The organism is Streptomyces sp. NBC_00212 (genome assembly GCF_045206365.1).
GTDB lineage: Bacteria > Actinomycetota > Actinomycetes > Streptomycetales > Streptomycetaceae > Streptomyces.
Genome location: NZ_CP108115.1, coordinates 4257234 through 4278976 on the forward strand (window position 1 = coordinate 4257234; position 21743 = coordinate 4278976).

At 71.3% G+C, this 21743-nt stretch carries 19 protein-coding genes and 1 tRNA gene; 14 read left to right on the forward strand and 6 right to left on the reverse strand.

What is annotated here, in order from left to right; translation table 11 throughout:
• Positions 1–145: 145 nt before the first annotated feature.
• The 3 genes from OHA17_RS19535 to OHA17_RS19545 all read right to left on the reverse strand — a co-directional run bounded on the left by OHA17_RS19535 (position 146) and on the right by OHA17_RS19545 (position 2881).
• A complete protein-coding gene (locus OHA17_RS19535) occupies positions 146–1000 on the reverse strand; it encodes a helix-turn-helix domain-containing protein (RefSeq protein WP_406507663.1) in 855 nt (284 codons plus the stop codon).
• A 220-nt stretch (positions 1001–1220) separates the two neighbouring features.
• A tRNA-Ser gene (locus OHA17_RS19540) sits at positions 1221–1307 on the reverse strand.
• A gap of 50 nt (positions 1308–1357) precedes the next feature.
• A complete protein-coding gene (locus OHA17_RS19545; RefSeq protein ID WP_406507664.1) occupies positions 1358–2881 on the reverse strand; it encodes a S1C family serine protease in 1524 nt (507 codons plus the stop codon).
• Between the two features lie 264 nt (positions 2882–3145).
• On the opposite strand from OHA17_RS19545, the gene OHA17_RS19550 reads away from it, so the two are divergent.
• The 3 genes from OHA17_RS19550 (at position 3146) to OHA17_RS19560 (ending at position 5789) form a co-directional block, all read left to right on the forward strand.
• Complete coding sequence (locus tag OHA17_RS19550) at positions 3146–3973, forward strand: glycerophosphodiester phosphodiesterase (RefSeq protein WP_053729839.1); 828 nt, start codon at positions 3146–3148, stop codon at positions 3971–3973.
• Positions 3974–4026: 53 nt separating this feature from the next.
• The gene (locus OHA17_RS19555; protein WP_398874155.1) at positions 4027–4638 is read left to right on the forward strand and encodes an ATP-binding protein; all 612 of its coding nucleotides are present in this window, start codon (positions 4027–4029) and stop codon (positions 4636–4638) included.
• Between the two features lie 185 nt (positions 4639–4823).
• Entirely contained in the window at positions 4824–5789 is a 966-nt protein-coding gene (locus OHA17_RS19560) for a DUF5926 family protein (protein WP_406507665.1), read from the forward strand.
• 194 nt (positions 5790–5983) lie between these two features.
• Here OHA17_RS19560 and OHA17_RS19565 read toward each other — a convergent pair whose 3' ends face one another.
• Both OHA17_RS19565 and OHA17_RS19570 read right to left on the reverse strand, forming a co-directional pair.
• Entirely contained in the window at positions 5984–6526 is a 543-nt protein-coding gene (locus tag OHA17_RS19565; protein ID WP_406507666.1) for a hypothetical protein, read from the reverse strand.
• Positions 6527–6728: 202 nt separating this feature from the next.
• Positions 6729–7391 (reverse strand): bifunctional DNA primase/polymerase, encoded by a 663-nt coding sequence (locus OHA17_RS19570; RefSeq protein WP_398874159.1) that lies wholly within the window; start codon positions 7389–7391, stop codon positions 6729–6731.
• Positions 7392–7840: 449 nt separating this feature from the next.
• On the opposite strand from OHA17_RS19570, the gene OHA17_RS19575 reads away from it, so the two are divergent.
• The gene (locus OHA17_RS19575) at positions 7841–9328 is read left to right on the forward strand and encodes a PP2C family protein-serine/threonine phosphatase (RefSeq protein ID WP_406510764.1); all 1488 of its coding nucleotides are present in this window, start codon (positions 7841–7843) and stop codon (positions 9326–9328) included.
• 98 nt (positions 9329–9426) lie between these two features.
• On the forward strand, positions 9427–10896 hold the full coding sequence (locus OHA17_RS19580; protein ID WP_406507667.1) for an aminopeptidase P family protein: 1470 nt from the start codon (positions 9427–9429) through the stop codon (positions 10894–10896).
• A 34-nt stretch (positions 10897–10930) separates the two neighbouring features.
• On the opposite strand, the gene OHA17_RS19585 is transcribed toward OHA17_RS19580, so the two are convergent.
• The gene (locus OHA17_RS19585) at positions 10931–11389 is read right to left on the reverse strand and encodes an ATP-binding protein (RefSeq protein ID WP_053729816.1); all 459 of its coding nucleotides are present in this window, start codon (positions 11387–11389) and stop codon (positions 10931–10933) included.
• Positions 11390–11649: 260 nt separating this feature from the next.
• Between OHA17_RS19585 and OHA17_RS19590 the strand changes: the two genes are divergently transcribed.
• From OHA17_RS19590 to OHA17_RS19630, 9 genes are all read left to right on the forward strand, one after another.
• The gene (locus OHA17_RS19590; RefSeq protein ID WP_406507668.1) at positions 11650–12498 is read left to right on the forward strand and encodes a hypothetical protein; all 849 of its coding nucleotides are present in this window, start codon (positions 11650–11652) and stop codon (positions 12496–12498) included.
• Between the two features lie 107 nt (positions 12499–12605).
• Entirely contained in the window at positions 12606–13334 is a 729-nt protein-coding gene (locus OHA17_RS19595) for a YcnI family protein (RefSeq protein ID WP_406507669.1), read from the forward strand.
• Between the two features lie 47 nt (positions 13335–13381).
• On the forward strand, positions 13382–14041 hold the full coding sequence (locus OHA17_RS19600; protein ID WP_406507670.1) for an SCO family protein: 660 nt from the start codon (positions 13382–13384) through the stop codon (positions 14039–14041).
• The gene (locus OHA17_RS19605) at positions 14038–14505 is read left to right on the forward strand and encodes a copper chaperone PCu(A)C (RefSeq protein ID WP_398874170.1); all 468 of its coding nucleotides are present in this window, start codon (positions 14038–14040) and stop codon (positions 14503–14505) included. The genes OHA17_RS19600 and OHA17_RS19605 overlap by 4 nt, the downstream gene beginning before the upstream one ends.
• Positions 14506–14533: 28 nt before the next feature.
• The gene (locus OHA17_RS19610; RefSeq protein WP_406507671.1) at positions 14534–16459 is read left to right on the forward strand and encodes a copper resistance CopC/CopD family protein; all 1926 of its coding nucleotides are present in this window, start codon (positions 14534–14536) and stop codon (positions 16457–16459) included.
• An 11-nt stretch (positions 16460–16470) separates the two neighbouring features.
• Positions 16471–17751 carry an iron uptake transporter deferrochelatase/peroxidase subunit gene (gene efeB, locus OHA17_RS19615; RefSeq protein WP_406507672.1) on the forward strand — a complete coding sequence of 427 codons (1281 nt, stop codon included), beginning with the start codon at positions 16471–16473 and terminating at the stop codon, positions 17749–17751.
• A gap of 95 nt (positions 17752–17846) precedes the next feature.
• Positions 17847–18782, forward strand: a complete 936-nt coding sequence (pheA, locus tag OHA17_RS19620; RefSeq protein WP_406507673.1) for a prephenate dehydratase — start codon at positions 17847–17849, stop codon at positions 18780–18782.
• A gap of 607 nt (positions 18783–19389) precedes the next feature.
• Positions 19390–20679, forward strand: coding sequence for a serine--tRNA ligase (serS, locus tag OHA17_RS19625; RefSeq protein WP_053729809.1), 1290 nt, complete (start codon positions 19390–19392; stop codon positions 20677–20679).
• A complete protein-coding gene (locus OHA17_RS19630) occupies positions 20676–21497 on the forward strand; it encodes an HAD family hydrolase (protein ID WP_406507674.1) in 822 nt (273 codons plus the stop codon). The genes serS and OHA17_RS19630 overlap by 4 nt, the downstream gene beginning before the upstream one ends.
• Positions 21498–21743 lie beyond the last annotated feature (246 nt).

Below are 21743 nucleotides of genomic sequence, written 5' to 3' on the forward strand. Positions count from 1 at the left end.
GGAAGTCCGTCCCCGTACCGGGAACTCTGACATCCGCCCCGCCATTGAGTCTTGGACAAAATCGCGGGTCCCCACGGAGGCGACTGGGCAAAGCCGTCACTTGGCGGTCGCCTACGTTCCAAACCCGAGGCGGCCGACTGGTTGTTCACCCCGCGAGCCACACGCTGGTGTCGGCCCTGGCCGCCAGGAAGCGGCCCGGGGAGACGGCGGTCAGGGCGGTGAACTCCCTGCTCAGATGCGACTGGTCGTAGAAGCCGCAGGCGATGGCCGCGTCCGCCGGCCGGCTTCCCGTGGTCAGCAGCCAGGTCGCCCGGCGCAGCCGCAGAATCCTGGCGACCCGCTTCGGCGTGAGCCCGAACTCCCGTCGGAACAGCGTCTCCAGATGGCCCATCGACCAGCCGGTCCTGGCCGCCACCTCCCGGATGGGGAGCGTCCCCGAGCTGCGGACCAACAGCTCCCAGGCGCCGCGCGCGCCGGGTTCCCGCGCCGGCTGCGCGTCGGCGGACCACCGCAGCAGGGTGCGGTCCAGCAGCGCGAACCGCTCGCGCCAGTCGGGGGCCGCCGCCAGCGCCTCGCGCAGGTCCTCCACGCGTCTGCCCAGTACGTCGACCGGGTCGGTCACGGTGTCCGCGAGCTCGCCCAGCGGGGTGCCGAACATCCGCTGCGCGGCCCAGGGAGCGAGCGTGACCTCCACCCCGTGCAGCCGGCCCGCGTGCCCGAGCACCCTGGCCCGGGTGTGCAGGCCGGACACCAACGAGGTGTGCACGGCAGCCCTACCGGGGTGCCGCCCGGCCGGGCCGACGCGGATCTCGTGCCCGAACCCGATGAGCAGCGACACCTTCCCGCTCGGTACGACGAGCCGCTCCCGCGGCCGCTCGCCGGTCAGCCGGAACCCGCGATAGGCCCCGACGTCCGGCCGCAGGCGTGCGCCCGGCAGCGCGTAGACCCTGCCCTCGTCGCCGCTCCCGCAACTCCCGGGCCGGCACGTTCGACCTCTCACCCACAGCTCCTCGCCCCGGGACCACCCCGGACGGGTTCCACTGTCGATTCCCCCTGGCCCGAGAGCCAGACTTCACGGCATCCCTGGGACGCGAAGGCCCATCCCAAGCCGCTGACCTGCGAAAACGCCAACTGTGGGCGGCATTACGGGACGGGCATGCAAAAGGGGCGCCCCGGAATCCGGAACGCCCCTTCTCGGCCGACCCCTGGGCCGGCACATGCGGTGGGTGTGGGATTTGAACCCACGGTGACATCGCTGCCACGACGGTTTTCAAGACCGTTCCCTTAGGCCGCTCGGGCAACCCACCCACGCCCCGCCGACCAGCGGCGGAAGCGGCTACAGCCTACCGGCAACGGGTCAGTTGCTGTCGCCCTTGCGTTCGCCGAGGGTGATCGTGACCGTGGTCTCCTTGCCACCGCGCTGATACGTGAGGGGGACCTGGTCGCCCGGCTTGTGCGTCCAGATCTCGCTGATCAGCGTCGGGCCGCTGTCGATGGGCATGTCGCCGAACTTGGTGATGACGTCGCCGGGCTTCAGACCCGCCTTGTCCGCCGGGCCGCCCGGGGTGATCGGCTGCTGGCCGGCGTTGCCCTGCGGGGAGATCTGGGCGCCGTCCGTGCCGCCGCCCGGGGCCGCTCCGCTGCCCTGCTGGATGCCGACCGAGGCGCCGATGACCGGGTAGACCGGCTGACCGGTCTTGATGAGCTGCTCCGCGACGTTCTTCGCCTGGTTGATCGGGATGGCGAATCCGAGGCCGATCGAGCCCGCCTGGGACTGGCCCATGCCGCCGGTGCCCGCCGACTGGATCGCCGAGTTGATGCCGATGACCGCGCCGGCCGAATTGATCAGCGGGCCACCGGAGTTGCCCGGGTTGATGGAGGCGTCGGTCTGCAGGGCGCTCATGTACGAGGCCTTGGAGTTCTGGCCGTCGCTGGAGGCCACCGGGCGGTTCTTGGCGCTGATGATGCCGGTGGTGACGGTGTTGGAGAGGCCGAAGGGGGCGCCGATCGCGATGGTCGAGTCGCCGACGGCCACCTTGTCGGAGTCACCCAGGGCCAGCGGCTTCAGATCCCCCGGGGCGTTCTTGAGCTTGACGACGGCGACGTCGTAGCCCTGCGCGCGGCCGACCACTTCGGCGTCGTACTTCTTGCCGTTGGAGAACGTCGCGGTCAGCTTGCCGCCGCCGCTCGCCGCGGAGGCCACCACGTGGTTGTTCGTGAGGATGTGGCCTTCCTTGTCGTAGATGAAGCCGGTGCCCGTGCCGCCCTCGCCGTCGGTGCCCTGCGCGTCTATCGTCACCACGCTGGGCAGCGACCTGGCCGCTACGCCCGCGACCGTGCCCGGGTCGCGCTTGAAGTCCTTGGGGGTGTCCGAGGACGCGACGGTGGTGGAGCCCGAGCCGTTGCCGTCCCGGTCCGCGGCGAAGTACCCGATGGCGCCGCCGATGCCGCCGGCCACCAGGGCGGCCGCGACCACCGCGGCGATCAGCCCGCCGCCGCGCTTGCGCGGGGCCGGGGGCTGCGGGGCGCCCCAGGGCTCGCCTCCCACGCCCTCGCCACCGCCTCCGTAGGAGGGCAGCGTGGGCGGGGGCGGCGGCCAGCCCGCTCCGCCGCTCTGCGCGGGCGCCGACTCGTGCGCCGCGTACGCCGGCTGCGCCGGGGCCCCCGGCGTCGCGGGCATCGGCTCGGTGACCGGGTCCGGGCCGGGCTGCGGGGCCGGCGCGGACGACTGCGGCACGGCCTCGTGGACCAGCGTGCGCTCCGCCTCGCCGGGTGTGGCGTCCGAGGGAGCGGGGGCGGCGGGCGCGGGAGGTGCAGCAGGTGCAGACGACGGGGCAGGCGGGACGGCCGGGACCGCGGTGCCCTCGTTCTCGGTGCTCACAGCTTGCTCTCCTCGGTTTCCACTCGGTCTTGGGGACGGATCGGCGGGCCGGCTGATGCCGGTGGTGCGGGTGATGCTCGGCAGTGGTGCCGGGCGCCGGCGTGGGGCCTCGGCGACAACCATGGTGCGCCAGGGGTCTGACATCGGTTCCCGCACTGTGCAGAATGCCTCCGCTCAGCTTTTCCCACCGCACGTCAGGCCACTGTAAGCAGGAGCTGTGTATTCGTGCGCCAACCTGTGACCCGTCGGTGGCACGATGACGCGGTGACCCAAGCACGGCAGCACAGCCCGCACACCCCAGACCACGCCCGCGTCCAGGTGGTGGCCCATCGAGGAGCCTCCGAGGACGCCCCCGAGCACACTCTCGCCGCGTACATGAAGGCGATCGAGGACGGGGCCGACGCCCTGGAGTGCGACGTCCGCCTCACGGCCGACGGACATCTCGTCTGCGTCCACGACCGGCGCGTCAACCGCACCTCCAACGGCCGTGGCGCCGTGTCCGCCCTGGAGCTCTCCGAGCTCGCGGCGCTCGACTTCGGCTCCTGGAAGGACAGCGAGGAGAGCCCGGACTGGGGGGACCGCGAGTTCACCTCGGTACTGACCCTTGAGCGGCTGCTCGAACTCGTCGCGGACGCGGGGCGCCGGGTGGAGCTCGCCATCGAGACCAAGCACCCCACCCGCTGGGCAGGCCAGGTCGAGGAGCGTCTCCTCGACCTCCTCAAGAGGTTCGGCCTCACTGAGCCGCCGCCGGCCGGTGAAACCTCCCCGGTCCGCATCATGAGCTTCTCCGCGCGCTCCCTGCACCGGGTCGCGGCGGCCGCCCCCGACATCCCGACCGTCTACCTGATGCAGTTCCTCTCGCCGAGGCTGCGCGACGGGCGGCTGCCGGCCGGGGCGCGGATCGCGGGCCCCGGCATGCGGATCGTGCGCAACCACCCGGCGTACATCGAGCGGCTGCACCGCGCCGGGCACCGCGTGCACGTCTGGACGGTGAACGAGCCCGAGGACGTGGATCTGTGCGTAAGCCTCGGAGTGGAGGCAATCATCACCAACCGCCCGAAACAGGTCCTGTCTCAACTCGGCCGCATGTAACGCCCATTACAGGGAGTGCACCGGCGCGTTCGCTCCGTATCCGATCGTGACGAATGCGTCTCCCGTCGTCGATTGGCCGGTTTCCGGTCCAGTCCATTGGGGCATCCACACCGTGGCGTGGGGCGAAGGAGGTCTCGGGGGTGGCGTTGGTGGTGGCACAGGAGGTGCCCACGTCGTCGAGCATGGCCGTACCCCATGGCCCTGCGGGCGTGGGCAAGGCAAGACACCGGATGCGCGAGCAGCTGCTCGGCAGCGGGGTGTCCGAGCCGGTCGTGGACGATGCCGTTCTGATCCTGTCCGAACTGCTCAGCAATGCCTGCCGGCACGGCAGGCCGCTGGGGCGGTCCGACATAGGCGACGGCGACATCGAGGCAGCTTGGCGAATCGACAAGACAGGGCGGCTGACGGTCGAGGTGACGGACGGGGGCGGCCCGACACGGCCCGTCCCGGCGACGCCGTCGGTGACCGCGCGCGGCGGCCGGGGGCTGAACATCATCAGCGCCCTGGCCCAGGACTGGGGCGTCCGGGACAGCGCGTCCGGCGAGGTCACCGTGTGGGTGATCCTCACCGCGGGGCACCGTCACGACGATTTCGCTACGCGCGTCACAGGGCCGGCAGCGGTGGCGGGCCTGGAGTTCGCGGACGCGTTCGACGACCTGGACTGAACAATTCCGGGCCAAGGGCTCGGCAGGCGCGGGCGGCCTGGGCGCACGCAGACACCCGGAGGCACGCCGATCCGCCTCCGGGCCAGGCCGGACAACCGGCGCTGCCGCCCGTGGCCGTTCCGTACGGCTAGGCTCGCGCCCGACACAGCGACACCGCACCACCGCAGTCGGGAGAGAGCCACACCATGGCCAAGAAGCGTCCCCAGGCGAAGGCCGTCAAGCCGCAGATCAGCGACGGGGAAATCCCGGTCGTCGGGGCTCGTGAGCCCTGCCCCTGCGGCTCCGGCCGCCGTTACAAGGCCTGTCACGGGCGGGCCGCCTCGCACGCCGTGACCGAGTTGGTCCAGCGCCCCTTCGAGGGCCTGGCCGGCGAGTGCGACTGGGTCGCGCTGCGCGAACTGGTCCCGGCCGCGACCGTCCCGCTGACCCTGAAGGACGGGCTGCCCGAGGGCGTGCCGTCCGTGACGCTGGCGACCGTGCTGCCGATGGCCTGGCCCGCGCTGCGCCGCGAGGACGGGTCGGTGCTGATCGGCCTGCAGAACGAAACCCCCTCCGGCGACATCAGCCGCGACCTCGCCGACACGCTGAAGCGCGCGCTGGTCGCCGAGCCCGGCTCGCCCATCGCCGCCCGGCGCTCCGACTCCGACGGCGTACGTCTGCAGGACCTGCTCGACCCGGCCGCCGCGTTCGAGCCGGAGGTGCACACCGGCTTCGAGTTCTGGGTGCCGGACGCCGACAGCGCCGCGACCGAGGTGGCCGCGTCCCTGGAGCGCGCCAACGCCGCCGCGATCCCGACCGTACGGCTGAAGTCGGTCGACTCCTCGTACTGGTGCGAGACGCCCGAGAAGAACCACCTGCGGTGGGTCATGCCGTACCCCGAGGAGAAGCTCCTGGACGCGCTCGCGCGGCTGCACGCGGCGGGAACGTCCTCGCTCGGCGAGGGCACCCGGCTCGTCGGGTCCTTCCGGGCGCACGGCCTGACCGTGCCGGTCTGGGACCTGCCGAGCGACATGGGCGCCGAGGAGTGCGAGAAGCCGGCCGCCGAGTTCGCCGAGCGGCTCGCCGGGGCACTCGCGGCCGAGGAGCCGCTCACCGCGGACGAGCGCCGGGCCCGTGGCGGGCTCACCAACCGCCAAGTGACCCTCAGCTGAGAGTGACGGCGGGGACGGTTTCGGTCGACCGACAGGTGACTCCTGTCACAACTGCCCGTACCCACAGGTAAATCGGTGTCCGAATTACCGAGATCGAATTTGCGAACGACAGATCTCTTGTTACCGTTCTAAGAGCCCGGTCGCTGGTGCATCCCCCGTCGCCAGCGACCGGGCCCTTCCATTTACCGGCTCGGTCAACGAGCCGCGGGTTCCGTGGAGTTGCTACCGGAACGCAGGAGCAGCGGTGAGTCCTCTCCCGCCCCGAAGAACTCCGACACCGCCGAATACTCCCCCGCCGTGGCGGACCGCCCCGACACACTCTGATGCGGGGTTTCGCAGGAATCCGGCTGGTCGTCGGCCGCCACCTCGCAGTTCGTCTCGACGATCCGGCCGTCCGGGCCCATCAGCGTGAGGACCGAGCCCAGCTCCTGGCCGGTGGCGTTGCGGTAGTAGGTACGCGCCCAGATGTCGCTCCCCCGGTTCAGTACGCAGGTCTGCGCCTCGACCCCTTCGGGGGAGACCAGTTCGGGCCCGCAGTGCGCGGCCGCGTCCTCGGGGGCCGGCAGCAGTGGCTTGTTCACCCGCGCGAGGGCGTGCGTGAGGGGGCTTTTTGCGTCATCCGCCGCGCCCCCGTTCTCGGGCCCTCCGGCGGGCCCGGCGGAGGCGGCCAGTGGGAGCAGCACGGTGCCCACCACTACGGCCGTGAGCCCGGCCATGCGGAGGTGCTGGAGATTCATGGAGGGACCCACCTGCTCTGGAATTCCTGACGGTGGGCCGAAGGTATCCACGGAAACCGGGCGTCCCGGGGTGCGCTGGGCCAATTCCCGTACAACCAGGGCCCGCTCACACCCGAAAGAGTGAAGGCGGCCCGGGAACCGGACCGCCTTCTCGCTCATTGGGCGGCCCGGCTCCCGCGTGCTTCCCGGGACCGCCCTGTTCTCAGTACGCCAGCCGGCTCCCGCCGTCCGGTGCGCTGGTGCTCGCCTCGACCAGCGCGTCCACCACCGTCTCCACGTCCGGCAGCCAGGGCCCGGCCGCCCCCAGCGGGGGGCGCTCCCAGCGGATCTGCCCCTTGCCGGTCTGCGACGGGGGCAGCACCAAATATCCGCCCTCGCTGTGGAACCGCAGCGAACTGGGCACCCAGTCCTTGGAGTAGAGCAGCTCGCCCAGGCGCTCCATCGAGTACGGAGCCACCAGGAGCGACCACCGGGTGGGGGTCGCCACGACCGGGCCGAGCCGCACGCCCATGGAGTCGAGGGCGGCGAGCGCCCGGGCTCCGGCGACGGCCGGGAGACTGATCGCGCAGGGCGCGCCGGTGCCGGTGGCGAGCAGGACCGGCGCGGCCGGCCGGTTCGTCCACCACCAGCGGATCATGCGCTCGTCGGTGGTCGCCGCGAGCAGTACGGGGTCGAAGGGGTGCGCCCCGGGCACCACACATTCAGCGTCGGGACAGGCACAGCCGCGCCCGCCCGCGGCCAGTCCCACACCAGGGAGCACGGGCCATTTCCATCGGGTCGCACAGGTCAGCGCGGCGCCGAGCTGAGCAGCCCTTTCACTGCGCCGGAACCGGAACCTGCGTCGCCTTCCGAGGATCTCGCGCATGGGCGCTCGTTCCTTTCCGTTGAACGCCGAGTCCACATCACACCATGTGTGCATCTCTTCACTGCGCGTACTTGCTCTGTGAGCTTGAGCCTGCGGTACGGGGAACCCGCCAAGGAGCGATCATGGGCGGTCACCACTGGTTGCGACGGCCACTGCCCGTAACCATTTAAAGGATGGCGAAGGGTGGCGCGTACGTGGCGCTTGCCGTCCTGTGTGCAAAAAACCCCGCCGCTCGGGGATGAGGCGTGGCCGGTCGGCTCTTAAGACGCTCAGGCCGGCCGCAAGGTTCCGGGGCATCCTCAACTGCCCCGGACCACACCGATTACGTACCCAACGCGGTTGAAACGACGCACAGTTGAACGGCTTCAGTCGACCGCAGGGCTGGGCCACCAGGGTCATTTTTGGGCCAAGTTCAACGCCCCACGGACACCAATAGTCCCGCTATGACAATGCTGGACATCCCCTCACTTGTGCGTGTACATGTGGATGCATTGATAGCGGCGCAGAATGACATGGGGGTTTGCGATGCTATTGAGCAGAATCAACCAGTCGGAAAGCCGGCTGCCATGAGCGCCCCTCACCTGCCGAAAGTGGCTGGAATCGATCCAGCCGTTCCGCCCCCCGCGCACACTCATGCGCCTCTGCCCTCACCCGCCGCCCACACCCCGCCCGGCGCGGAGCTCCAGGACCGCCTCGCCGGCTGGGTCTCCGATCTCACCACGCTGCACGAACTCACCGAGCGGCTGGCCTGCACCACCGCTCTCGACGACGCCCTGAACGAGCTCCTCAAGGCCGGTGCCGCGCTGGTCGGCGCCCGGCGCGGCCTGGTCGTCCTGGAGCCCGCCGACGGCCTCGGCCCGGCCGTCACCACCGGCCTCGGACTCGCCCACGCCGACCTCGGCCACATCGAGACCGTGCCGCGCAGCGCCACCGCGTACGGCCGGATCCTGGACGGGCTGCCGGACGCCGACGGCGGCCCCGACCTCATGGCGGACCCGGCCGGAGTCGACCCGCGCCACCGCGAGGTCGCGACCCGCCTCGGCTACGCCGCCAGCTACGCGCTCCCCCTCACCACCGACGCCGCGGGCCGGCTCGGCGCCGCCGTCTGGCTCTACGACGAGAGCGCGGAGCCCGTCGAGCGCCAGCAGCACCTGGTCGGGCTCTACATCCGGTACGCGGCCGAGCACCTGGCCCGGCTCGTCGAACTGGAGCGGGCCCGCGCCCATGTGGCGACCGTCGCCGAGGAACTGCTGCCCAGCCGGCTGCCCCGGGTCGCCCGCGTCCAGCTGGCCGCCCGCCACCGCACCGGGCCGCGCGGCGGCGGCGACTGGTACGACGCGCTGCCGCTGCCCGAGGGCGCGCTCGGCCTCGCCGTCGGCTCCGTCACCGGGTCCGGGCCGAGCGCCGTGGCCGCCATGGGACGGCTGCGCGCGAGCCTTCGGGCGTACGCCGTCATGGAGGGCGAGGATCCCGTCGCCGTGCTCTCCGACCTCGAACTCCTGCTGCGCCTGACCGAGCCCGCCCGCTCGGCCACCGCGCTGTTCGCCTACTGCGAGCCGGCCCGGCGCAAGATCGTCCTGGCCGGGGCCGGGCACGCCCCGCCGTTGATCATCGGGGACCGGCGCACCGAGTTCGTGGAGACCTCGCTCTCGGCGCCGCTGGGCATGCTGGCCTGCTGGGAGGCGCCCAGCGTGGAGATCTCGACCGAGCCCGGAGAAACGGTGCTGCTGTACACGGACGGCCTGCTGCACCGCACCGGCGACCCCATGGACCGGGCCTTCGCCCGGCTGCACGCGGCCGCGGCGAGCGTCCCCAAGGCGGTGCGCGACGACCCGGACGCCGTGGTCGACCACGTCCTGCGCACCGTGCTGCCCGACGGTCTCGACGAGGCGGACAGCGCCGAGGACGTGGTGATCCTCGCGGCCCGCTTCGCCTAGGGCACGCCTCCGCCGCGGTAAGAGGCACTTCGACCCTGGACCCCCTTCCGCACGCCCGTACGATGGAGGGCGGCCCAGTGTCGTACCAAGGAGCAGACGTGTCAGAGGAGCTCACCCCGGAGATCCCGGAAGAGACCACCGACGAGAAGCCGATCCAGCAGCGGAAGAACGGCCTGTACCCGGGCGTGTCCGACGAGCTGGCCGAGAACATGAAGTCCGGCTGGGCCGACACCGAGCTGCGTGGTCTGGAGCCGATCGCCCAGGCCGGCCACACCGCCGACCGCCGCGCCGCGCTCTCCAAGCGCTTCCCGGGCGAGCGTCTGGTGATCCCCGCGGGCAACCTGAAGACCCGCTCGAACGACACCGAGTACAGCTTCCGCGCGTCCACCGAGTACGCGTACCTGACCGGTGACCAGACGGAGGACGGCGTCCTCGTCCTGGAGCCCACCGGCGACGGGCACGAGGCGACGATCTACCTGCTTCCGCGGTCGAACCGCGAGAACGGGGAATTCTGGCTGTCCGGCACGGGCGAGCTGTGGGTCGGCCGCCGGCACTCCCTTGCCGAGGCCGAGCAGTTGCTCGGGCTGCCCGCCAAGGACGTCCGCGAGCTGGCCGCGGCCCTCACCGAGGCGACCGGTCCGGTCCGCAACGTGCGCGGCCACGACACCTCCATCGAGGCCGCGCTGACCGACAAGGTCACCGCCGAGCGCGACGAAGAGCTGCGCGTGTACCTCTCCGAGGCGCGCCTGGTGAAGGACGCGTTTGAAATCGCGGAGCTGCAGAAGGCGTGCGACTCGACCGCCCGCGGCTTCGAGGACGTCGTCAAGGTGCTCGACAAGGCCGAGGCGACCAGCGAGCGCTACATCGAGGGCACGTTCTTCCTGCGCGCCCGCGTCGAGGGCAACGACATCGGCTACGGCTCGATCTGCGCCGCGGGCCCGCACGCCACCACCCTGCACTGGGTGCGCAACAACGGCGAGGTCCGCTCCGGCGACCTGCTGCTCCTGGACGCCGGCGTGGAGACCAACGAGCTCTACACCGCCGACATCACCCGCACCCTGCCGATCAACGGCACGTTCTCGCCGCTCCAGCGCAAGATCTACGACGCGGTGTACGAGGCCCAGGAGGCCGGCATCGCGGCGGTCAAGCCGGGTGCCCCCTACCGCGACTTCCACGACGCCGCCCAGCGCGTGCTCGCCGAGAAGCTCGTCGAGTGGGGTCTGCTCGGCGACCTGGCCGTGGACAAGGTCCTGGAGCTCGGCCTGCAGCGCCGCTGGACCCTGCACGGCACCGGCCACATGCTCGGCATGGACGTCCACGACTGCGCCGCCGCGCGCACCGAGACGTACGTCGGCGGCGACCTGGAGCCGGGCATGTGCCTGACCGTCGAGCCCGGTCTGTACTTCCAGGCCGACGACCTGACCGTGCCCGAGGAGTACCGGGGCATCGGCGTCCGGATCGAGGACGACATCCTGGTCACCGAGGACGGCAACGAGAACCTGTCCGCCGCGCTGCCGCGCCGCGCGGACGAGGTCGAGGCGTGGATGGCCCAGGTCAAGCAGGCCTGATCCCACACCGCTCACGCGCCCGGGGGCGCGCCGCTCAGGACACCTTGAGCAGCGCGTCCTCGCGCCATTTCAGGATCTTGTCGAAGCTGACCACCGCGCCCCGGCCGGGCCGGTTCCCGAAGTGCACGTGGTCGGCGAGCTGTTCGATCAGGCCGAGGCCCCTGCCGTGTTCGGGCAGGGCGCCGGTCCAGGCCGGCACCGCGGCGCGCCGGCCGCGTCGTACCGGAAAGCCCGGCCCCGAGTCCGCGACCTCGATGCGGCACTTCTCGCCGTCGAGGTAGGCGGTCACCCGGTAGGCCGCCGACGCGCCGCCCGCCACCGCGTCCCCGCCGTGCTCGACCGCGTTCGCGCAGGCCTCACTGAGCGCGACCGACAGGTCGTAGGAGATGTCGGGGTCGACCCCGGCGGTCTCCATGGCGCCGAGCAGAAGACGACGGGCGAGCGGAACGCTCGCAGCCTCGCGCCGCAAGTGGAGAGACCACCAGATGCTCATGCTCCAGCCTCCTGGCTGCGCCGCTGCGGCTCGACATAGTTCCTTCTCTCTACGGGCGCAGTATTGCCGCAAGTCGCGCTCCGTAAGCGCGCTCTTGACGTGATGGCGCCCATTCGGCGGATGTACGCGCCCCTCACGCCGGTGTAAAGCACCCCGGAACCTTCCCATCCGCTTCGCCGGAACCCCCGCCCCGTATCCAAAGGCGACCTTCCGGACCTGCCGTATGGAGCGGGTAAGCGCAGTGCGATGATGGCCGCGCCATGTCTACCCCCCACGCCTCAGCAGGCGCCGGTCTCCGGCTGCTCCGGGCCGCGGTGTTCGCCGCGGTCTGCGTCGTGCTGTCCGCGATGGGGCACGTCATGGCGGCCTGTGCGACCGTCCCCTGGTGGACGCTGCTCGCCGGTTTCCTCGGGGTGTTCGCGGTCGTGGCGCCGCTCGCCGGACGCGAGCGCACGCTGCCGTCCATCGCGGGCGCCCTCGCGGCCGGACAGCTCGGCCTGCACACGCTCTTCGGCGTCGGCCAGCACACGGCGGCCGTCTCCGGCGACGGATCCACCGGGGACCTCCCGATGGTCCGGTTCGCCGCGAAGCTGATCTGCGGCAGCGGCGCCGCCCCGCTCACCGCGGCGGACGCCCAGCGGATCGTGACCGACGCGGGCATCGACCCGTCCAGGGTCTCCGGCACAGGCCACGCCTCCATGGCCGGCATGTCCGGGATGGCCGACATGATGTCCGGCATGGCGGGCAGCGGCCCGGGCTCGGCTTCGCTGGCCGCCTCGCTGCTGCCCACGCTCCCCATGTTGCTCTGCCACCTGCTCGCGGCACTCGCCACCGGATGGCTGCTGCGGCGCGGCGAGATCGCCCTGTTCCGCATGGTGCGCCTGGCCGCCGAGTCCGTGACGGCGGCGGCCGAGGCCACGACCGTACGCTCGCTGCGCCGCGCCCTGGCGTTCGCGGCGGCCCTGTGCGCCGGGCTCCTGGCGGCCGCCGGGCAGCGCCCGCGCGTCGCTCTCGCGGACCGCGGCGAGACGCCTCCCCCGCCCGGGGCGGCACTTCAGCACTCGGTGATCAGGCGCGGGCCGCCCGCGGCGTACGCACTCGCAGCCTGAACGCGGCCCACTCCCCACACGTACCGCAGGGGTGGTGTCGCGGGTCCCCGCGCATCCGTGGCGCGGTGGACGTCCCCACCCTTCCTGCCCACTGGAGTGTCTCTGCCATGAACGCTGCCCGTTCGCGCACCCGTCTCGCCGTTGTCACCTCCCTCGCCGCCGGGTCCGTCCTGCTGCTGTCGGGAACGGCCTTCGCCCACGTCACCGTGCAGCCCGAGGGCACGGCCGCCAAGGGCGGTTACGCCGTCGTCGACTTCAAGGTCCCCAACGAGCGCGACAACGCCAAGACGGTCAAGCTGGAGGTCAACTTCCCGGCCGACCACCCGCTGGCGTCCGTCATGCCGCAGCCGGTGCCGGGCTGGAACGTCGAGGTCACCAAGTCGAAGCTGGCCAAGCCGCTGACCGTGCACGGCAAGCAGATCAACGAGGCCGTCACCAAGGTGACCTGGAGCGGTGGGGCGATCGAGCCCGGCCAGTTCCAGAAGTTCCCGCTGTCCATCGGCTCGCTGCCCTCCGACACCGACCAGCTCGTCTTCAAGGCGCTCCAGACGTACGACAACAACGAGGTCGTACGCTGGATCGACGAGGCGAAGAAGGGCGCGCCCGAGCCCGCGAACCCGGCGCCGACGCTCACGCTGACCGCCGCCGCGGCCGGCGGGGACGACGATGACGCGGCGCCCGCCGCCGCCGCCGCGAGCGCGACCGGCAAGAAGGCCGAGGCCTCGGCCTCGTCGGACACCGACACCACCGCGCGCATCCTGGGCGTCGTGGGCATCGTCGTCGGCATCGCCGGAGTGGCCTTCGGCGTGTTCGCCGGACGCCGCCGCTCCGCGTAACCCGCCTCCTGCACCCATTCGACCGGAAAAGACCGGAAAATCACCCCATGCGCAACAAGACCGCGCTGACTGCCGCCGCCCTCGCGGCGGCAGCGGCGCTCACCCTGACCGCGTGCGGAAGCAGCGGTGACAGCGGCTCCAACAGCCCTGTCGCCGATGTCTCCGCCCCGGCGAAGACCCAGGCCGCGACGCTGCTCGACCGGCCGTTCGCCAAGCCCGACTTCGTCCTCACGGACACCAACGGCAAGAAGTTCGACTTCCGGGCCGAAACCAAGGGCAAGCCGACGCTCATCTACTTCGGCTACACCAACTGCCCGGACGTCTGCCCGCTCACCATGGGCAACATCGCCGTCGCGAAGAAGTCGCTGCCCAAGGCCGACCAGGACAAGCTCCAGGTCGTCTTCGTGACGACCGACCCCGAGCGCGACACCCCCGCCTCGCTCGGCAAGTGGCTCAAGGGCCAGGACCCGTCCTTCATCGGCCTGACCGGAGACTTCCCCACCATTCAGGCAGGCGCCCGCCAACTGGGCATCGGCATCGACCCGGCCACCAAGGACAAGGACGGCAAGGTCGTCTCGATGCACGGGGCCCAGGTCATCGCGTTCTCGCCCAGGACCGACCAGGGCTACGTCCTGTACGGCGAGGACGCGACCGTCGCCGACTACACCAAGGACCTGCCGAAGATCATCAAGGGGGAGAACCCGTGAACCGCCGCACCACCGCCGTCCGCTCCACCGTCGCCACCGTCATAGCCCTGTCCGCGGGCCTGGCGCTCGCGGGCTGTTCCGACAACGCCGAGGCCAAGCCGAAGCTCCAGGTGAGCGACGCGTTCATGCCGGTGCCGACCAGCGACATGGCCGGCGGCTTCCTCACCGTCAAGAACGACAGCAAGACCGCCGACAAGCTCACCAAGGTCACCAGCGACCTGTCGGACAACGTCACGATCCACGAGACGAAGAACCAGAAGATGCAGGAGGTGACCTCCTTCGACATCCCCGCCAATGGCGAGCTGGACCTCGAACGCGGCGGCAGCCACATCATGTTCATGGGTCTCAAGACGAAGCCGAAGCAGGGCGAGAAGGTCACCATCGAGCTGCACTTCGAGAAGGCCGACCCGGTCAAGGTCGACCTCCCGGTGAAGGAAGCCACCTACAACCCGAAGCACCACTGAGGTAACCAGAGGGACTTGAGGGACTGACATGACGGCCACCGCCCCACGCCTTCGAACCACCGCGAGCCGAGGCCTGACCCGGCTGCTGCTCGTCACGGTGGCGCTGCTCGGCGCGCTCTTCGCGGGCGCCGTGCCCGCGTCCGCGCACGCCGCACTGACCGGCAGCGACCCGAAGGAGGGGGCGGTGGTCGCCACCGCCCCTGCCCAGGTCGCCCTCACGTTCTCCGAGGGCGTCGCCCTGGACGCCAACTCCATCCGGGTCCTCGACCCCACGGGCAAGCGCTCCGACACCGCCGAACTCGTCAACCTGTGCAGCGGCGACATCGTCAAGTACGGCGTCCGGCTGCGCACCGGCATCCCCAACGGCACCTACACGGTGGCCTGGCAGGCGATCTCCGCCGACAGCCACCCGGTCTCCGGCGCCTTCACCTTCTCCATCGGCGCCCCCTCCGCGACCGCCACGGTCGTCCCCACCCAGGAGGTCGGCGGCGGCCTCGTCGGCGCCCTCTACGGCATCGCGCGCTACGCGGCGTACGGCGGCTTCGTGCTGCTCACCGGCGGCGCGGCCTTCGTGCTCGCGTGCTGGCGGCGCGGGGCGACGGTGGGGCCGGTGCAGCGGGTCGTCGTCGGCGGCTGGCTCACCATGACCGCGGCCACCCTCGCGATGCTGCTGCTCCGCACGCCCTACACCGGCTCCGGGAAACTCTCCGACGCCTTCGACCTGAACGGTCTGCGGGCCGTCCTGGAGACCAAGCCGGGCGCCGCGCTCATCTCCCGGCTGCTGCTGCTCGGCGCCGCCGCCCTGTTCGTTTCCGTCCTGTTCGGCGCGTACGCCAAGCGGGACGACGAGACCGAGAAGGACGAGAAGAAGGACCTCACCTTCGGCCTGGCCATCGGCGGAGCCGTGGTCGCCGCCGGTCTCGCCGCGACCTGGGCGCTCGCCGAGCACGCCTCGACCGGACTCCAGCCGGGCATCGCCATGCCCGTCGACGTACTGCACCTCCTGGCCGTGGCGACCTGGCTCGGCGGGCTCATCACCCTCCTCGTCGTCCTCTACCGCTCCCCGGGCATCGAGCGCGCGGCCGTCCTGCGGTTCTCGCGGATCGCGTTCTGGAGCGTGGCGGTCCTCGCCGCGACCGGCGTCTACCAGTCCTGGCGGCAGGTCGGCACCTGGTCGGCCCTGGTCGACACCGCCTATGGGCAGCTGCTCCTCGTGAAGGTCGGCCTGATCGCGGTCCTCGTCGGGACCGCCTCGGTCTCCCGACGCTGGACCGCGCGCCTCTCCGAGCACACCGCGCCGGAGGCCGACGCCGCCCTGGTCGTCGAGCAGCACGCGAGCGAGCCGGAGCCCGTCACCGTCCCCGACGACGGCAAGGACGCCAAGCGGGCCGCCCAACTCGCGCGCCAGCAGGCCGCGTTGAGCACCGCCCGCGAGAAGCGGATCCGGGACGCCGACCCCGAGCGGACCGGGCTGCGCCGCACGGTTCTCGCCGAGGCCGGCATCGCCGTGGTGCTGCTCGCCGTGACCACCGTGCTGACCTCGACCGAGCCGGCCCGCACCCAGGAGGCGGTGGACAAGGCGAAGGCCGGGTCCCAGGTCGCCGTCGCGGACCGGCCCGTCGACATCCGGCTGCCGTTCGACACCGGCGGCCAGAACGGCAAGGGCACCGTCGAGCTCACCCTCGACCCGGGCCGCACCGGCTCCAACGACCTGCAGGTCTCCCTGGAGGACCCGGCGGGCAAGCCCAAGGACGCCCCCGAGGTGAAGGTCTCCTTCACGCTGGCCGCGAAGTCGGTGGGGCCGCTGCCCGTCGTGCCCGACCGCGTCACCGCCGGGCAGTGGAAGGCGAGCGGAGTCCAGATCCCGATGGCGGGTGACTGGCAGATCTCGGTGACCGTACGCACCTCGGAGATCGACGAGACCACCATGGACAAGAACGTCAAGATCGGCTGAGTAGAACTGACATGAGCGAGACCAAGAACTCCGATCGGGCTTCGGCCGCTTCCGCCGAACCCGTCCTCGACATCTCCCGCCGCAAGCTGCTCGGCACCGTGGGCGGAGTCGGCGTGGCCGGTCTGGCGCTGGGCGCCGCGGGCGGAGCCGGGGTGTACGCCGCCGTCGAATCCCCGGATTCCACAAGCCCGTTGACGTCGGTCGGTTCCACGGAGGTGATGTTTCACGGGAAACATCAAGCGGGGATCTCCACTCCGCTTCAGTCCACCGGCCATCTCATCGCCTTCGACCTGGCCCCCGGCGCCGGGCGCAAGGAGGCGGCCGCGCTGATGCGGCGCTGGTCGGCGACGGCCAAGTCGCTGATGGCGGGCGAGCCCGCGAGCAGCGGCGACACCGGTGTGGCCCTGGACGCGGGCCCGTCCTCGCTGACCGTCACCTTCGGCTTCGGCCACAGCTTCTTCGACCGTACGCAGCTGGCCGGCCGGCGCCCCGCACAGCTGGACCCGCTGCCCGACTTCTCCTCCGACCAGCTCGACCCCAAGCGCTCGAACGGCGACCTGTGGGTGCAGATCGGCGCGGACGACGCCCTGGTCGCCTTCCACGCGCTGCGCGCGATCCAGCAGGACGCGGGCTCCGCGGCGAAGGTGCGCTGGCAGATGAACGGCTTCAACCGCACCCCGGGCGCCACCCAGAAGCCGATGACCGCCCGCAATCTGATGGGCCAGATCGACGGCACCGGCAACCCCAAACCCGCCGACGCCGACTTCGAGCAGCGCATCTTCGTGCCGGACACCGCGCAGCCCGCGTGGATGGCGGGCGGCTCGTACGCGGTCGTGCGCCGGATCCGGATGCTCCTGGACACCTGGGAGAAGCTGCCGCTCCCCGAACAGGAGCAGGTGATCGGCCGCAAGAAGTCGAACGGCGCCCCTCTTTCGGGGGGTACGGAGACGACGAAGATGCAGCTCGACAAGTTCGGCCCGGACGGCAAGCTGGTCATCCCGGAGAACGCCCACGCCCGCATCGCCGCCCCCGAGCAGAACGGCGGCGCGGCCATGCTGCGGCGCGCCTTCTCGTACCACGACGGCATCGCGGCGGACGGGACCCCGGACGCGGGCCTGCTCTTCGTCGCCTGGCAGGCCGACCCGGTCAAGGGCTTCGTACCGGTGCAGCGCAAGCTCGACCGGGGGGACGCGCTGTCCCCGTTCCTGCGCCACGAGGCGAGCGGCCTGTTCGCGGTGCCGGGCGGGCCGCGGGCGGGCGAGTACGTGGGGCAGCGGCTGCTGGAGTCGTGACGGGGGCCGGCCCGCCGGAACGGTTCGCCGCAAGCGGGCTGCCGGTCGGCGTGAGCGGTGGGTGCCGGTGACTTCGGGCCATTAGTGTGACGTGCATGTCCGCCACGCGATACACCTATCTGGGTCCCGAGGGCACGTTCACCGAGGCCGCCCTGCGCACGCTCCCCGAGGCCGCGACCCGCGAACTGGTCCCGATGGTCTCCGTGCCGGCCGCCCTGGACGCGGTGCGCAGCGGGGAGGCGGCCGCGGCCCTGGTCCCGATCGAGAACTCGGTGGAGGGCGGCATCACCACCACCCTGGACGAGCTGGTCTCGGGCGAGCCTCTGATGATCTACCGCGAGGTGCTGCTCTCCATCAAGTTCGCGCTCCTGGTGCGCCCGGGGACGACGCTGACGGACATCAAGACGGTGACCGCGCACCCGGCCGCCCAGCCCCAGGTCCGCAACTGGCTGAAGGCCAACCTGCCGGAGGCGCTCTGGGAGTCGTCCGCCTCCAACGCGGACGGCGCCCGCCTCGTCCAGGAGGGGCGCTACGACGCGGCGTTCGCGGGCGAGTTCGCGGCGGCGACGTACGGCCTGGAACCACTGATCACCGACATCCACGACGCGGTCAACGCGCAGACCCGCTTCGTGCTCGTCGGCCGCCCGGCCCGGCCCGCGGCGCCGACCGGCGCGGACAAGACCTCGGTGGTCCTGTGGCAGCGCGAGGACCACCCGGGCGCCCTCCTCGAACTGCTCCAGGAGTTCTCGGTGCGCGGGGTCAACCTCATGCTGCTCCAGTCCCGGCCGACCGGTCAGGGCATCGGCAACTACTGCTTCGCCATCGACGCCGAGGGCCACATCTCGGAGCGCCGGGTGGGCGAGGCCCTGATGGGGCTGCGGCGGATCTGCCCCGAGGTCCGCTTCCTCGGCTCGTACCCGAGGGCGGAGGTGACGCTCGACGACGTACGGGCGCTGCGGGCGGGAACCTCGGACGCGGAGTTCGTCGAGGCGGCGGAGTGGCTGGCCCGCTGCCAGGACGGCCGCGCGTAGGCCAGGGCCACAGGGGCGCGTGACGGCACTGTCCCCAGCCCCGCACCCGCCCGGCGTCCGGTCCTACCTGCTGATTTTCGTTGTCCACAAAGTTATCCACAGGCTCACTTCTCGACCTGTGGGTAAGTCGACAACACAACCGGACACAGTCGACAAATCCCTCTAGTGACGACACATCAGTCCACAGGCCGCCAGGGCATCCTCTGTCACCTCAATTCCAGTGATCAACTCTTTAGAGCGAGCAATTCCCACCCGAATGAGTGTGTGGAACGGGTTTGAGAGGGGAAACCTCGGCCCAGCATGCGGCTTTCGGAACGATCTCTTCCGCGGTCCACAGATCCACCGCACAGCCTGTGGATAAGTTTCCCGGGGTGTGCGCTTCTGTGGACAAGTCCTGTGCACAGCAAGGGAGTCGGTCAACAGTGACCCGGAAAGCGCCCCTTTTCGGGGAATAGCGGCGATTTCATTGACACCCGCCGGACATCCGGCGCGGGAATTCCCGGGCCAGATTTCCCAATCCGGTCAATTCGGACAAAGCGACACGCTGGTGGCGGGCGCGGGGGATATCCGGTGGGGTGCCGGGAGTCCGCACCGGTAGCCTGGAGGGGTGATTGACCTTCGCCTGCTCCGTGAGGACCCCGACCGTGTTCGCGCCTCCCAGCGCGCCCGTGGAGAGGACGTCGCCCTCGTCGACGCCCTGCTCTCCGCCGACGAGCTGCGCAGGTCCTCGGGCCTCCGCTTCGACGAGCTGCGCTCCGAGCAGAAGTCGCTCGGCAAGCTCATCCCCAAGGCCACGCCGGATGAGCGCGCCGAGCTCCTGAAGAAGGCCGAGCAGCTCAAGACCGACGTCAAGGCAGCGGAGGCCGCGCAGAACGAGGCCGACGAGCAGGCCAAGCAGCTGCTCCTCCAGCTCGGCAACATCGTCCACACGGACGTGCCGGTCGGCGGCGAGGAGGACTTCGTCGTCCTGGAGACGCACGGCACCATCCGCGACTTCGGCGCCGAGGGCTTCGAGCCCAAGGACCACCTGGAGCTCGGCGAGGCGCTGGGCGCCATCGACGTCGAGCGCGGCGCCAAGGTGTCGGGCTCGCGCTTCTACTACCTGACCGGTGTCGGCGCGCTCCTGGAGCTCGCCCTGGTCAACGCGGCGATCGCGCAGGCGACCGAGGCCGGGTTCATCCCGATGCTGACGCCGGCGCTGGTCCGCCCGCGCGCCATGGAGGGCACCGGCTTCCTCGGCCAGGCCGCCGAGAACGTGTACCACCTGGAGAAGGACGACTACTACCTGGTCGGCACCTCCGAGGTCCCGCTCGCGGCGTACCACATGGACGAGATCATCGACGCGGACAAGCTGCCGCTGCGCTACGCCGGCTTCTCGCCGTGCTTCCGCCGCGAGGCCGGCACGTACGGCAAGGACACCCGGGGCATCTTCCGGGTCCACCAGTTCGACAAGGTCGAGATGTTCTCCTACGTCCACCCGGACGACGCCGAGAACGAGCACAAGCGGCTCCTGGACTGGGAGAAGCAGTGGCTGACCGGCCTCGAACTGCCCTTCCAGGTGATCGACGTCGCCACCGGCGACCTCGGCTCCTCGGCCTCGCGCAAGTTCGACTGCGAGGCGTGGATCCCGACCCAGGGCAAGTACCGCGAGCTCACCTCGGCCTCCAACTGCGACGGCTTCCAGGCCCGGCGCCTGTCGGTCCGCATGCGCGACACCAGCGAGGGCAAGAGCAAGGTCGCCCCGCTGTCCACCCTGAACGGCACGCTGTGCGCGGTCCCGCGCACCATCGTGGCGATCCTGGAGAACCACCAGCAGGCCGACGGCTCGGTGCGGGTCCCGGCCGTGCTGCGTCCGTACCTGGGCGGCCGAGAGGTCCTGGAGCCGATCTCCAAGTGAGCACCACCGTGGGGCGCCCGTTCCCGTACAAGCTGATCGCGACCGACCTGGACGGGACGCTGCTGCGCTCCGACGAGTCGGTCTCGCGGCGCACCCGTGACGCGCTGGCCGCGGCCACCGAAGCGGGCGCCGCGCACATCGTGGTGACCGGCCGTTCGGTGCCCTGGACCCGGCACATCCTCGACGACCTCGGCTACGAGGGCCTCGCGGTGTGCGGGCAGGGCGCGCAGGTCTACCACGCGGGTGAGCACCGGCTGCTTACGTCGGTGACGCTCGACCGCCAGCTCGCCGGGCTCGCGCTGTCCAAGGTCGAGGCGGAGATCGGCCCGCTGGCGCTCGCCGCGAGCCGCGACGGCATCGACGGCGAGGTCCTGGTCGGCCCCGGCTACCAGGTCCAGGAGGGCCCGCTGCCGGTCCGGTCCTTCGAGGACCTCGCCGAGCTGTGGGCGGCGCCGCTGAACAAGGTCTACATCCAGCACCCCGGGTACGACGACGATGCGCTGGCGAAGATCACGCGGCAGGTGGTCGGCAGCCTGGTGGACGTGGTGATGGCGGGCGCGGGCGTCGTGGAGCTGCTGCCGCTGGGCCTCAGCAAGGCGACCGGGCTCTCGCTGGCCGCACGCCGGCTCGGCTGCAAGGCGGCGGACACGATCGCGTTCGGGGACATGCCGAACGACATCCCGATGTTCGGCTGGGCCCAGCACGGCGTGGCGATGGCCAACGCCCACGACGAACTGAAGGCCGTGGCCCACGAGATCACCGCGTCGAACGAGGACGACGGCATCGCGGTCGTCCTGGAGCAGCTGCTCCAGCGTTGAGGCCGTGAAGCCCTGGGGCCCGGCCCTAAGCACGTGCAGTAAACGCCGCTCTTGGGGCACGAGTTGGCATGGGTAAGGGGCGTCCGCCATTGCGGGCGCCCCTTACCCATGTGGGAGGGGCGGCCTCGCGCTGATGCGCGCTCGAAGCGGCCGCCCCGGGCAGCCGCTCGCGGGCGGCCCGTCGGAGTCGTCGGTGCTGCTCCGATGCCCCGCGCGGCCCTGCCGGGAGCGCGACGGGCTCGTCCG